Origin of the sequence: Micromonospora sp. ATA51 (assembly GCF_016802855.1) — a bacterium.
Taxonomy (GTDB): Bacteria; Actinomycetota; Actinomycetes; order Mycobacteriales; family Micromonosporaceae; genus Micromonospora; species Micromonospora sicca.
On record NZ_JAEVHJ010000188.1, the window covers coordinates 1 to 12,978 of the forward strand.

Genomic DNA, 12,978 nt, shown 5'->3' on the forward strand with positions numbered 1-12,978 from the left:
GGTGGGTTAGAAGCGGGCGGGTTCGCGGTAGATGCCCCACTCGGCGCGGAGGGCGTCGCAGATCTCGCCAAGGGTGGCTTCGGCGCGGATCGCCTCGAGCATGGCCGGGATCATGTTCTCGTCGGTACGGCTGACCTCGACCATGCGGGCGACGGCGGCCTTGACCGCGGTCTCGTCGCGGGCGGCCTTGCGCTCGGCCAGCACCCGACGCTGCTCCAACTCCACCTCGTGCGAGATGCGCAGGATCTCCAGGTCCTTGGAAACCGTGCCGGTGTGGCAGTTGACCCCGACGATCCTCTTGTCACCCTTCTCCAGCGCCTGCTGGTAGACGAAGGCCGACTCGGCGATGTGGCCGGTGAACCAGCCGTCCTCGATGCCGCGCAGGATGCCCGAGGTCATCGGACCGATCTTGTGCGGGCCCTCGCCACCGAGCTGCCGGATCCGGGCGAAGATCTCCTCCGCCTCGGCCTCGATCTTGTCGGTGAGCGCCTCGACGTACCACGACCCGCCGAGCGGGTCGGCCACGTTGGTCACCCCGGTCTCCTCCATCAGCACCTGCTGGGTACGCAGGGCGATCTCGGCCGACTCGTCGGTGGGCAGGGCGAGGGTCTCGTCGAGGGCGTTGGTGTGCAGCGAGTTGGTCCCGCCGAGCACCGCGGCGAGCGCCTCGACGGCCGTCCGCACCACGTTGTTGACCGGCTGCTGGGCGGTCAGCGACACCCCGGCGGTCTGGGTGTGGAACCGCAACCAGAGGGCCTTCTCGCTGGTGGCGCCGTAGACGTCGCGCAGCCAGCGGGCCCAGATCCGGCGGGCGGCCCGGAACTTGGCGATCTCCTCGAAGAAGTCCACGTGGGAGTCGAAGAAGAAGCTCAGCCCCGGGGCGAAGACGTTGACGTCCAGCCCGCGCGACAGCCCCAGCTCGACGTAGCCGAACCCGTCGGCCAGGGTGTACGCCAGTTCCTGCGCGGCGGTCGAGCCGGCCTCCCGGATGTGGTACCCGGAGACCGACAGCGGCTTGTACCGCGGGATCTCCCGGGCGCAGTACTCCATCAGGTCGCCGATCAGGCGCAGGTGCGGCTCCGGGTCGAAGAGCCACTCCTTCTGCGCGATGTACTCCTTGAAGATGTCCGTCTGCAACGTACCGTCCAGGGTGGACAGGTCGGCGCCCTGCCGCTCGGCGGCGACCAGGTACATGCAGAAGACCGGCACGGCCGGGCCGGAGATGGTCATCGAGGTGGTGACGCCGGCCAGGTCGATGCCGCCGAAGAGCACCTCCATGTCGGCGGCCGAGTCGATGGCCACGCCGCAGTGGCCGACCTCGCCGAGCGCCTGCGGGTCGTCGGAGTCGCGGCCCATCAGCGTCGGCATGTCGAACGCGACCGAGAGCCCGCCGCCGCCCGCGCCGAGGATCATCTTGTAACGCTCGTTGGTCTGCTGGGCGTTGCCGAACCCGGCGAACTGCCGGATCGTCCAGGTCCGCCCGCGGTAGCCGGTGGGGTGCAGCCCCCGGGTGTACGGGAACTCGCCCGGCCAGCCGATCCGCTCGAAGCCCGGGTACGCGCTGCCCTCCGGCGGGCCGTACACCGGGTCCACGGTCATCCCGGAGAGCGTGGTGAAGTCCGCGTCCCGCTTGCGCGCGGCGTCGTAGCGGGCCTGCCAGCGTGCCCGTCCGGCGGCGATCTCGTCGGCGTTCATCCGCGGAGCTCCTCCTCCTCGAGTCCTCGACTGAAGACCGAGTGTAGAACGGCTGCCTGAACGATCGCTAAGGATGTTCGTACCGGCCGGTAACCTGACCGGCCGGTACGCACCCGTGCGGTTACTCCGGTGAGCCTGAGTTCTGCTGTCGTCGGTACTGCTCGACCGGGAGGCCGCCCCGTCCCCAGTTCTCGGTGTCGACCTCGTCGATCACCACGAAGGTCGAGTCCAACGGCTTGTTCAGGACGTCGAGCAGCAGTTCGCTCACCCCCTTGATGAGGGCGGCCTTCTCCTCGGCGGTCGCCGCGGACGCACCGGGCGTGCTGCCCTCCCGGGTGATCTGGATGGTGACGATCGGCATCGGCGTGGTCCTTTCTGCGGGTTGCGGTGGGGTCAGTGACCGGCGTTCTGGCCACCGTCGACGTGCAGGATCTCGCCGGTGACGAAGGGCGCCGACTCGAGGTAGACGACGGCGTCGACGATGTCGCTGGTCTCGCCCATCCGGCCGACCGGGTGCAGGCCGGCGAGCGCCGCGTGGGTCTCGACCGGGTGCATCGGGGTCTTGATGACGCCGGGCGCGACGGCGTTGACCCGGACGCCCCGGCTCGCGTACTCGATCGCCAGGGACTTGGTCGCGGAGCTGAGGCCACCCTTGGTCAACGACGCCAGCACGGACGGGACGTTGGAGTTGGCATTGTCCACGAGGCTGGTGGTGATGGTGACGATGTGTCCGGCGCCGGTGGCCAGCAGGTGCGGCAGGGCGCGCCGGGTGAGGTGGAAGAACCCGGCGAGGTTGATCCCGGTGGCCAGGTCGTACTCCTCGTCGGTGTAGTCGGTGAACGGCTTGGCGATGAAGACGCCCGCGTTGTTGACCAGGGTGTCGATGCGGCCGAAGCGCTCCAGGGCGGCGTTGATCACCCGCTCCGCGGTGTCGGCGTCGGCGATGTCGCCCCGGACGGTGACGATCTCCGGGTCGCCGGCGTCGCCGATCGAGCGCGAGGTCGCCACGACGCCGTACCCGAGCTTGCGGTACGCCGCCACGAGGCCGGCGCCGATGCCCTGCGACGCCCCGGTGATCACGGCGACCTTCTGTCCCTGCGTGCTGCTCATGACGTTCCTCTTCCTGACTGGCCGATGCCCTGTTGGCCGGGGGCCTGTATGCCCAGTAGACGACTGGTCGACAAAAAGCTAGCCGACCGGTCGTGTATCGTCAAAGGCATGGGACGGACGAGTGACGCGCGGAACAAGATCCTCGGTGCGGCCGCGACGCTGCTGGAACAGCGCGGATATTCGGCGCTGGGCGTGGCGGAGATCTGCACCACGGCGAACGTGCCCAAGGGCAGCTTCTACTACTTCTTCGAGTCCAAGCAGGCCCTGGCGCTCACCGTCATCGACGAACACTGGGCGAGCCAGCGGCGGCAGTGGGTCGAACTGCTCAGCAGCGACCGCGACCCGCTGCGGCGCCTACGGGACCTGTTCCAGGCCACCGAGGAGGTGCAACGCGCCGGGCAGCGGAAGGGCGGCCTGGTCGTCGGTTGCCTCTTCGGCAACCTCGCGCTGGAGCTCAGCAACCAGGCCGAGGAGATCCGCAGCCGGCTCCAGGAGATCTTCGAGGCCCAGATCGACCTCATCGAGCAGGTGATTGTCGAGGCGAAGGACCTGGGGCAGGCCGGCGCGTCGGTCGACGCCCACGAAGCCGCGCGGTCCATGGTCGCCCAGATCGAGGGACGCGCGCTGCTCGCGAAGCTGCTCAACGATCCGGCCCAGCTCGAGACGCTGTGGCGGAACAGCCTGGACCTCCTCCAGGTGCCACCGCAGGTTCGGGCGGCACTGGACTGAACGGACCGGCGCTGACCACGACCCACCCGATCGACGTGGACGGCGCCGCGGCAGCCTCAGGCCGACGGGACCGCCGGACGGCCCAGGGCCACGTCGTCGACCCGGATGTTGATCTCGTCCACCCGCAGCCCGTACGCCTCGACCGCCGCCGTCACCGCCGACCGCACCGCGTCGGTCACCTCCGGCACCGGCCGGCCGGCGGAGATCACCAGCACCAGGTTGACCACCGCCGCGCCGTTCGTGACGTGCGCCGAGCAGCCCCTCGTCGCGTCGCCCACCTGGTCCAGCCCGACCTTGTCGAGCACCGCGTTGAAGAACCGGGCCACGTCCCCACCCAGCTCGGCCACCCCGGGCACCGACTTCGCGGCGGCCACCGCGATCTTCTCCACCACCTCGTCGGAGACGTGGGTCGTGCCGCCCGCCACCGCGTCCGGCGTCACCGACAACTCCTGGGTCGCCTCGTCAGCCATGCTCTTCCCCCACCACACACGCGCGCACCGCCCCACGGCAGTGAGGCGGTGCGAGCGTACTAGTTGGCCGGGGTCCGGAGTGGACGGGTCAGGCGCCGAGCTGGGCCAGCAGTTCGTCCGCGGCGGCGTACGGGTCGATCGCGCCCTCGGCCACCTTGGCGGCGAGCGTCGGCAGCTCCGTACCGTCGCGCAGGGAGCCGATCCGGTTGCGGAGGACGCCCAGCGCGATGGCCTCGACCTCGGCGGCGGCCCGCGCCTCCCGGCGGCGGCGCAGCTCGTCGTGCTGCTCCAGCCAGCCGCGGTGCTTGTCGATGGCGGCGGCGATGTCGTCGATTCCCTCGCCCCGCGCGGCGACGGCCCGCACCACCTGCGGCCGCCACTCCCCCGGCCCGCGCTCGCCCAGGGCGATCATGCCCTGGATGTCGCGGACGGTGGCGTCGGCGCCGTCCCGGTCGGCCTTGTTGACCACGAAGACGTCCGCGATCTCCAGGATGCCGGCCTTCACCGCCTGGATCGCGTCGCCCATGCCCGGGGCGAGCAGCACCAGCGTGGTGTCGGCCAGCGAGGCCACCTCCACCTCGGCCTGCCCGACGCCGACGGTCTCCACCAGCACCACGTCGCAGCCGGCGCCCTCCAGCACCCGGACCGCCTGCGGGGTCGCCGCGGAGAGCCCGCCGAGGTGACCCCGGCTGGACATCGAGCGGATGTAGACGCCCGGGTCGGTCGCGTGGTCCTGCATCCGGACCCGGTCGCCCAGGATCGCCCCGCCGGTGAACGGGCTGGACGGGTCGATGGCCAGCACGCCGACCCGGTGGCCGCGCGCCCGCAGCGCCCGGACCAGCTCGTTCGTGGTGGTCGACTTGCCCACCCCCGGGGACCCGGTCAGGCCCACCACCTGGGCCTGACGGCGTACGGCGCGAGGGCCGCCGCGACCTGCGGCAGCACCTCGTCGCCGGACTCGACCAGGGTGATCAGCCGGGCCACCGCGCGGGGGTCACCCGCGCGGGCCCGCTCCACCAGCATCGGTACGTCCCGGCTGCGGCGCACCGATCCGGTGGCCGCCGGGGCGTTCTCGACGGTTTCGCCCACGGTCAGCTCTCGCCGCCCGCCGGCACGTGGATGATCAGCGCGTCGCCCTGGCCGCCGCCACCGCAGAGCGCGGCCGCGCCGGTGCCGCCGCCACGCCGCTTGAGCTCCAGCGCAAGGGTGAGCACCAGCCGGGCGCCGGACATGCCGATCGGGTGGCCGAGCGCGATGGCGCCGCCGTTGACGTTCACCTTGTCGGTGCTGATCCCGAGGTCCCGCGCGGACTGGATGCCGACCTGGGCGAACGCCTCGTTGATCTCGATGAGGTCGAGGTCGGCGACGCTGAGGCCGCCCTTCTTCAGGGCGTGGTTGATGGCGTTGGACGGCTGCGAGTGCAGCGAGTTGTCCGGACCGGCCACGTTGCCGTGCGCGCCGATCTCGGCCAGCCAGGTAAGCCCCAGCTCCTTGGCCTTGGCCTTGCTCATCACGACCACCGCGGCGGCCCCGTCCGAGATCGGCGAGGAGCTGCCGGCAGTGATGGTGCCGTCCTTGGTGAACGCCGGGCGCAGCTTGCCCAGCGACTCGGCGGTGGTGTCCGGGCGGATGCCCTCGTCCTCGTTGATCACCAGCGGCTCGCCCTTGCGCTGCGGGATGACCACCGGGGTGATCTCGTCGGCGAAGTGGCCGTTCTTCTGCGCGGCGGCGGCCCGCTGGTGGCTGGCCGCGGCGAAGGCGTCCTGCTCCTCGCGGGTGATGCCGTGCTTGACGCCGTGCCGCTCGGTCGACTCGCCCATCGAGCAGCAGTCCCAGGCGTCGCTGAGCCCGTCGAGGGCCATGTGGTCCTTGATCGTGACGTCGCCGTACTTGTAGCCGCTGCGCTGACCGAGCAGCAGGTGCGGGGCGTTGGTCATCGACTCCATGCCGCCGGCCACCACGATGTCGAACTCCCCGGCCCGGATGAGCTGGTCGGCCAGGGCGATCGCGTCCAGGCCGGAGAGGCAGACCTTGTTGATGGTCAGGGCCGGCACGGACATCGGGATGCCCGCCTCGACCGCCGCCTGCCGGGCCGGAATCTGACCGGCGCCGGCCTGGAGCACCTGCCCCATGATCACGTACTGCACCTGGTCGGGGGCGACGCCGGCGCGCTCCAGCGCGGCCTTGATCGCCACCCCGCCGAGCTTCGTCGCCGGGAGGTCCTTGAGGTTGCCCAGCAGCCGGCCCATGGGGGTCCGCGCGCCGCTGACGATCACCGAAGCCATGCCTGCCTCCGAGGGGGTGCCGAGCTGTACGCCTTAACGATTGTTCGGTCAGACTAGCGCCATGGCAGAGAACTCCCCCGTCGAGCCCGCTGCGGACTACGTCACAGACATCGGGCTGCGCCGCATCGACCACGTCGGGATCGCGGTGGCCGACCTGGACGCCGCGATCGACTTCTACCAGCGCACCTTCGGGATGCGCTGCGTGCACACCGAGACCAACGCCGAGCAGGGCGTACGCGAGGCGATGCTGGCCGTCGGCCCGACCACCGAGGGCGGCTGCGTGCAGCTGCTCGCCCCGCTCACCCCGGAGTCGACGATCGCCAAGTTCCTCGACCGCAACGGGCCGGGCGTGCAGCAGGTCGCGTACACGGTGGCGGACATCGACGCGGCCTGCGCTGCGCTGCGGGAACGCGGCGTCCGACTGCTCTACGAGAAGCCGAAGCGCGGCACCGCCGACTCCCGGATCAACTTCGTCCACCCAAAGGACGCCGGTGGCGTCCTGGTCGAGCTGGTGGAGCCGGCCGCCGACGGCCACTGACCGGTTCGGTTCGTCGGATGCGGCAGGTCGCGGGGTCCCGGTCCGGGACGCGGCGACCTGCCGCAGTCCGGACCGGCCCACCGTGCCGGCGTCCCACCACGCGGGAAGGCGTGCGGCGCTGCGCGGTTGGGCCTTCCCACGGACAGCTCCACGCATCGGTCGATGCAGTTTTTCACAGAGGACTTCCCGCCCTAGCTACCGTTCAGTAACGTCCGGCCCCACAGGAGCGCGACCGGTGCCGGATGTGTCGATTGCCGACATGGCGGTCGGTCGCACCGGCGCCGACGATGGCAGCACCCCCTGCCCCCCGGGCGTGGGTGCGGACGAACGGGAGGTCACCGTGCAGGACATCCTCGAAGCGATCATGGCGGCGGAAGGCTCCGACCAGCCGGAGCGGGAGCTCGCCGGCCTCGCCGGCCTGCCGGTACCGGAGACCTACCGGGGCGTGGTGGTGCGCGCCGAGGACACCCGGATGTTCGACGGGATGGCCACCCGGGACAAGGACCCGCGCAAGGCCCTGCACCTGCAGGAGGTGCCCACCCCGGAGCTCGGCCCCGGCGAGGCCCTGGTCGCGGTGATGGCCAGCGCCATCAACTACAACACCGTCTGGACCAGCATCTTCGAGCCGCTGTCGACCTTCAAGTTCCTCCAGCGCTACGGCCGGCTCTCCGAGCTGACCCGCCGGCACGACCTGCCGTACCACGTGGTCGGGTCGGACGCCGCCGGCGTGGTGCTGCGCACCGGCCCCGGGGTGACGAAGTGGAAGGCCGGCGACGAGGTGGTCGCGCACTGCCTGTCGGTGGAGCTGGAGGACGCGGCCGGCCACGACGACACCATGCTCGACCCGCAGCAGCGGATCTGGGGCTTCGAGACCAACTTCGGCGGCCTCGCCGAGCTGGCCGTGGTCAAGGCCAACCAGCTGATGCCCAAGCCGCGCCACCTGAGCTGGGAGGAGGCGGCCAGCCCCGGGCTGGTCAACTCCACCGCGTACCGGCAGCTGGTCTCCCACCACGGGGCCAACATGAAGCAGGGCGACGTGGTGCTGATCTGGGGCGCCTCCGGCGGCCTGGGCGGCTACGCCACCCAGATGGCGTTGAACGGCGGGGCGATCCCGGTCTGCGTGGTCTCCTCCCCGGAGAAGGCCGAGCTGTGCCGGAAGATGGGCGCCGACCTGGTCATCGACCGCGCGGCGGAGGGCTTCCGGTTCTGGAAGGACGAGGAGACCCAGGACCCGGACGAGTGGCGCCGCTTCGGCGAGCGGATCCGCGAGCTGACCGGCGGCGAGGACCCGGACATCGTCTTCGAGCACCCGGGCCGGGAGACCTTCGGCGCCAGCGTCTACGTGGCCAAGCGCGGCGGCACCATCGTCACCTGCGCCTCCACCAGCGGCTACCAGCACCAGTACGACAACCGGTACCTCTGGATGCACCTCAAGCGGATCGTCGGCAGCCACTTCGCCAACTATCGCGAGGCGTGGGAGGCCAACCGCCTCGTCGCGCTCGGGAAGATCCACCCGACGGTGTCCAGGACCTACCCGCTGGAGCAGACCGGCCAGGCCGCGTACGAGGTGCACCGCAACGCGCACCAGGGCAAGGTCGGCGTCCGGTGCCTCGCGCCCGCCGACGGCCTCGGCGTCCGCGACACCGAGCTGCGCGCCCGGCACGAAACGGCGATCAACCGGTTCCGGGGCCACTGACCCGTACGGGTACGGCCGGGTCGACCATTGCGGCGAGGCGGCCATTGCCTTTCCGCCGACCGGCACACCATTCGAGTCACGGCTGACAAAGGGCCGCGGGGCCTCGTCCCGCGGCCCCTTTCCCGTTCACCATGCGTGACGTCCGACCCGCCCGGGAGCTGCCAAGATCGCCGTTTGGTCCGGGTCCCGGCGGCGCCCGGAGTTGACCATGTAATGAGGACACGAAAGCTCGGGACCGCTCTTGCGAACGACCCCGGGTGGTCTGCGAGTATGTCCCAATGCCCCAGCAGCAGTCCTCCCCTCTCGCGTTCTTCGACAACGCGAACTCGCAGCCCGATTTCACCGTTGGCCTGCGCGGATACAACACCGGTCAGGTCGATGACTTCATCGGCCGGCTGACCGCCGCGCTGACCCAGTCCGAGCAGGCCCGCGCCGAGGCCGAGCAGCGGATGAACGACGCCCAGCGCCGGCTCCGCCAGGCCGAGCAGCGCCAGAACGCGCTGGAGCAGAAGCTCACCGACACCAACAAGCAGCTCGAGGAGAACAGCCGGCCGACCCTCTCCGGCCTCGGCACCCGCGTCGAGCAGATCCTCCGGCTGGCCGAGGAGCAGGCCAACGACCACCGCAACGAGGCCAAGCGCGAGTCGGAGGGCATCCTCTCCGCCGCCCGCCTCGAGGCCCGCGAGATCACCGACAAGGCGCGCGCCGAGGCGGCCGCGATGAAGGCCACCGCGGAGCGGGAGGCCGGCAGCGTCCGCACCGTCGCCGAGCGGGAGGCCGCGGAGGTCCGGGTCCAGGCCCGCCGCGAGGCGGACACGCTGCGCGCGGACGCCGAGCGGGAGACCAAGCAGCTGCGTACCGTCACCGCGCACGAGGTGGCCGAGCTGAAGTCCACCGTCGAGCGTGAGGTGGCGACCCTGCGGGCCACCGCCGAGCGGGAGATCACCCAGCAGCGGGCCAAGGCTGCGCGGGAGGCCGAGGAGAAGCGCGCCGAGGCGACCAAGCTGCTCACCGACGCGCGGGACAAGCGCGACAAGGACCTGCAGGCCCTGGAGCTCCAGCTCGCCGAGCGGCGGGAGAAGGCCGAGCGCGAGGAGTCCGAGCGGCACGCCGCGCAGGTCGCGCAGACGCAGAAGCTGGTCAGCGAGGCCGAGCAGCGGGCCCGGGCGGCCCAGGAGCGGGCCAAGGAGATCGAGCAGCGGGCCGAGGTCCGCCGGGTCGAGTCCGAGCGCACCGCCAACGACACGGTGGAGAAGGCCAAGGCGCTGGCCGAGAAGACGCTCAACGAGGCCAAGGCCGAGTCGCAGCGCCTGCTCAGCGAGGCCCGCACCGAGGCCGAGCTGACCACCCAGGCGGCCCGTCGCGAGGTCGAGGACCTCACCCGGCAGAAGGACGCCGTCACCTCTCAGCTCGGGCAGATGCTCTCCGGTCTCGCCGGCATCGTGCCGGGCGTGCCTGCGGCCGCGGCCAAGCCGGAGGCGGCCAAGAAGGAGGGCTCCGAGGAGCGGGTCACCGCCGAGTCGGCCAACTGAGCACCACCCGCATCGGGGCATGATCCACGCGCGGGGTGACACCGGGTGACCGGTGGAACCCCGCGCCGTCATGCTTTCGCCGCCCGTTCCGTCCTATCGGTGAAGTAGCTCCCAACAGGGGCGTCCGTATCGCCCCAGCAGAGCCGGATGCGTGTGAGGATGGGGGCATGTCGCACGGCGAGGAACTGTTTGCTCTCGGCGGGGACGTGACCACGGAGCCAAGCTTCGAGTCCGCTCTGCGGGGGTACGAGAAACGACAGGTCGACCGGTACGTCGCTCGTGCGGAGCACGAGATCGCCACCCTGACGTCCGAGCGGGAGCAGGCGTACACGCAGATCCACAAGCTGGCCGGCCAGGTCGAGGTGCTGCAACGCGACCTCGCCCAGGTGCGCAAGCAGGTGGGCGTGGTGGACCGCGCCTCGTTCCGGCACCTGGGGCCCCGGGTCGAGCAGATCCTCACCATGGCCGAGGAGCAGGCCGACGACATTCTCACCTCCGCGAACGAGGAGATCGAGGCGCGGCGGGCGGCCGCCGAGCACATCATCGAGGAGGCCCGGAAGCAGGCCGCGCAGGCGCTGAAGGACTTCGAGATCGCCCTCGCCGCCCGGCGAGCCGAGGAGGAGCGGCACACCGCCGCCCGCAAGGCCGAGGCGGACGCCCACCTGAAGGCCGCCAAGGACGAGGCGGAGACGCTGAGCCGGACCGCCAAGGGCGAGGCGGAGACGCTGAGCCGGACCGCCAAGGAAGAGGCGGAGACGCTGCGCCGGACCGCCAAGGAAGAGGCGGAGACGCTGCGCCGGACCGCCCAGGACGCACTCGCCAAGGCCCAGCAGGAGGCCACCCAGCTCCGGGACACCGCCAAGGAGATCCACACCCGGGCCCAGCAGGAGTCCACCCGGCTGCGGGAGTCGGCCAAGGCGGCAGTGGCCAAAGCCCAGCAGGAGGCCACCCAGCTCCGCGAGGCCGCCAAGGAGGTGCACGCCAAGGCCCAGCAGGAGGCCAAGCGCCTCACCGAGTCCGCGACCGAGGCGAGCCGAGCCACCCACGCCAAGGCGCTCCAGGAGGCCAAGAAGATCGTCGACGACGCCGAGGAGGCGGCGAAGGCGACCCGCGGCCGGCCCGGCAGGAGGCCAACCGGCTCACCACCGAGGCCGCCGACGCCGGCAAGCGCAACCGGGCCGAGGTCGAGGCGTACGTCCAGCGGATGCGGAGCGAGACCGAGGCGTACGTCCAGCACGCCCGCGCCCAGACGCAGCAGGAACTGGGCGCCTGGCGGGCCGGGGTGGAGCAGGAGGTCAACTCCCGACGGGAGGCGGCGGACAAGGAGCTCGCCCAGCGCCGAGCCGCCGCCGAGCAGGAGTTCGCCAAGCGCCGCGACGAGCTGGACAGGCAGCACACCACCCGGCACGCCGAGCTGGAGAAGCTACACAAGACCCGGCAGGACGAGCTGGAGCAGACGTACACGGCCCGGCGGAACGAGATCGAGCAGGGCGCCGCGGCGATCCGCGAGGCCGCCGAGCAGGACGCGCTGACCATGCGGCGCCGCGCCGAGGACGAGGCCGCGGAGCTGCTCCGCCGGGCCGAGGCCGACGCCGCCGGCAAGCGCCGCAAGGCCGACGAGCACGTCGCCGCCTCACGCCGGCAGTTCGAGGAGTACGCGGCCACCACCCAGCAGCACCTCGCCACCACCCAGCAGCACCTCGCCGCCACCCAGCAGGAGGTGGCCACCGGCCGGCAGCAGCTCGCCCAGGTGATGCTGGAGATCGCGCAGGCCCAGCAGGAACTGGCCGACCTGCGGCAGGAGACCTGGAAGTCCCGGCAGGAGTCCGACGAGCTCCAGCGGCAGCTGGCCGAGCTGCGCCTGCAGGACGCCACTGGCGCGGCGTCCGCCGGCCTCGCGGCCACTCCGGTCAGCCCAGGCAAGCTGGCCGGAGCCGCCAGCGGGGGCGCGGGCCCGACGACCGGCACGGGCGCGAACCCGGTCTCCGGCACGGCAGGGCGCCGGTGACCGCCAACGGCAGGGCACCGGTCCCCGCCAACGGCAAGGAGCCGGCGACGCCCGCCCCGCCCGGAGCGAAGGAGCCGATGACCGCGGCCCCGCCCGGAGCGAAGGAGCCGGCGAAGGTCGCCCCGGCCGGAGCGAAGGAGCCGGCGAAGGCCGCCCCGGCCGGAGCGAAGGAGCCGGCGACCGCGGCCGGTGCGAAGGAGCCGGCCGGCGCCGGCGCCGCAACGGCCGACGCCGGACCGGCCCGTCCGGTCCGCGAGCCGGTGACCACGGTGGACGGCGCCGCCGCGTGGACGGTGAGCCAACCGTGGCCGCCGTGCCGGGCGAGGGCGGCCGGGGCGCCACCCCGACGAAGATCACCAGCACCGGCGAGAACGGCAAGCGACCGACGAAGCCGACCACGGACGAGCGCAGCGCCAGGCCGAGCGCCGTCACCGTCGAGTCCGACTGACCGCCGCGGCACCCGCGCCCGGCGAGAGCGGATCGACGTCGCCGCAACGTGGGGGGTGATTCGCCGCCCCGCACACCGCCACATCCCCGACCCCGGTGCGCGCACCGCTACCTCCCCGACCTGGCAGCACGGGGCGTCCCCGGACACCGCCACATCGCCGAGCGGCGACGGCAGCCGGACGGGGATGGCGCCACCTCACGGAGGTGGCGGGTTCAGCACGCGCTGCCGGGCTGGCGGACGCTGGCGCTGCCGGGCTGGCGGACGCCGGCGCGGGCGAAGGGCTGGTGGGCGCACCCGCCGGCCGCTAACCTCCCGGCAGAGGCCAGCGGCGCGCCGGAATCCGGCCGTCCTCGGCCGACCGGTCCGGCCGCCAACCCCGGGTCGGCGAAGGCTACTCCGGCCGCCGCCGCCGGAGCAGGATCCGGGGAGGTCCGGTGTCACAGGACGGGCCGTCGGGCAGCGCCCGA

9 protein-coding genes and 2 pseudogenes are annotated in these 12,978 nt (G+C 72.1%); 5 read left to right on the forward strand and 6 right to left on the reverse strand.

All coding sequences use genetic code 11. The features are described 5' to 3' along the window. Positions 1 to 6 precede the first annotated feature (6 nt). From JNW87_RS24690 to JNW87_RS24700, 3 genes are all read right to left on the reverse strand, one after another. The gene (locus JNW87_RS24690) at positions 7 to 1,695 is read right to left on the reverse strand and encodes a methylmalonyl-CoA mutase (protein ID WP_109804294.1); all 1,689 of its coding nucleotides are present in this window, start codon (positions 1,693 to 1,695) and stop codon (positions 7 to 9) included. Between the two features lie 121 nt (positions 1,696 to 1,816). After that, complete coding sequence (locus JNW87_RS24695; protein ID WP_109804293.1) at positions 1,817 to 2,056, reverse strand: 4-oxalocrotonate tautomerase family protein; 240 nt, start codon at positions 2,054 to 2,056, stop codon at positions 1,817 to 1,819. A 32-nt stretch (positions 2,057 to 2,088) separates the two neighbouring features. Further along, the gene (locus tag JNW87_RS24700; protein ID WP_109804292.1) at positions 2,089 to 2,805 is read right to left on the reverse strand and encodes an SDR family NAD(P)-dependent oxidoreductase; all 717 of its coding nucleotides are present in this window, start codon (positions 2,803 to 2,805) and stop codon (positions 2,089 to 2,091) included. Positions 2,806 to 2,913: 108 nt separating this feature from the next. On the opposite strand from JNW87_RS24700, the gene JNW87_RS24705 reads away from it, so the two are divergent. Then, the gene (locus JNW87_RS24705) at positions 2,914 to 3,534 is read left to right on the forward strand and encodes a TetR/AcrR family transcriptional regulator (RefSeq protein ID WP_109804291.1); all 621 of its coding nucleotides are present in this window, start codon (positions 2,914 to 2,916) and stop codon (positions 3,532 to 3,534) included. A gap of 56 nt (positions 3,535 to 3,590) precedes the next feature. Here the strand turns inward: JNW87_RS24705 and JNW87_RS24710 are convergent, their stop codons facing one another. The 3 genes and pseudogenes from JNW87_RS24710 to JNW87_RS24720 form a co-directional block, all read right to left on the reverse strand. Next, positions 3,591 to 4,004, reverse strand: a complete 414-nt coding sequence (locus JNW87_RS24710) for an Asp23/Gls24 family envelope stress response protein (RefSeq protein ID WP_109804290.1) — start codon at positions 4,002 to 4,004, stop codon at positions 3,591 to 3,593. Positions 4,005 to 4,092: 88 nt separating this feature from the next. Then, positions 4,093 to 5,027: pseudogene (meaB, locus tag JNW87_RS24715) on the reverse strand (methylmalonyl Co-A mutase-associated GTPase MeaB). Positions 5,028 to 5,095: 68 nt separating this feature from the next. Continuing rightward, positions 5,096 to 6,289, reverse strand: a complete 1,194-nt coding sequence (locus tag JNW87_RS24720; RefSeq protein WP_109804288.1) for an acetyl-CoA C-acetyltransferase — start codon at positions 6,287 to 6,289, stop codon at positions 5,096 to 5,098. A 61-nt stretch (positions 6,290 to 6,350) separates the two neighbouring features. Here JNW87_RS24720 and mce point away from each other — a divergent pair, with 61 nt between their 5' ends. The 4 genes and pseudogenes from mce (at position 6,351) to JNW87_RS24740 (ending at position 12,511) form a co-directional block, all read left to right on the forward strand. Beyond that, positions 6,351 to 6,827, forward strand: a complete 477-nt coding sequence (gene mce, locus JNW87_RS24725) for a methylmalonyl-CoA epimerase (RefSeq protein WP_109804287.1) — start codon at positions 6,351 to 6,353, stop codon at positions 6,825 to 6,827. 340 nt (positions 6,828 to 7,167) lie between these two features. Beyond that, positions 7,168 to 8,523 carry a crotonyl-CoA carboxylase/reductase gene (ccrA, locus tag JNW87_RS24730; protein WP_109804295.1) on the forward strand — a complete coding sequence of 452 codons (1,356 nt, stop codon included), beginning with the start codon at positions 7,168 to 7,170 and terminating at the stop codon, positions 8,521 to 8,523. Between the two features lie 278 nt (positions 8,524 to 8,801). Further along, complete coding sequence (locus tag JNW87_RS24735; protein WP_109804286.1) at positions 8,802 to 10,055, forward strand: DivIVA domain-containing protein; 1,254 nt, start codon at positions 8,802 to 8,804, stop codon at positions 10,053 to 10,055. 167 nt (positions 10,056 to 10,222) lie between these two features. Then, a pseudogene (locus JNW87_RS24740) lies at positions 10,223 to 12,511 on the forward strand (hypothetical protein). The last annotated feature ends 467 nt before the right edge of the window (positions 12,512 to 12,978 follow it).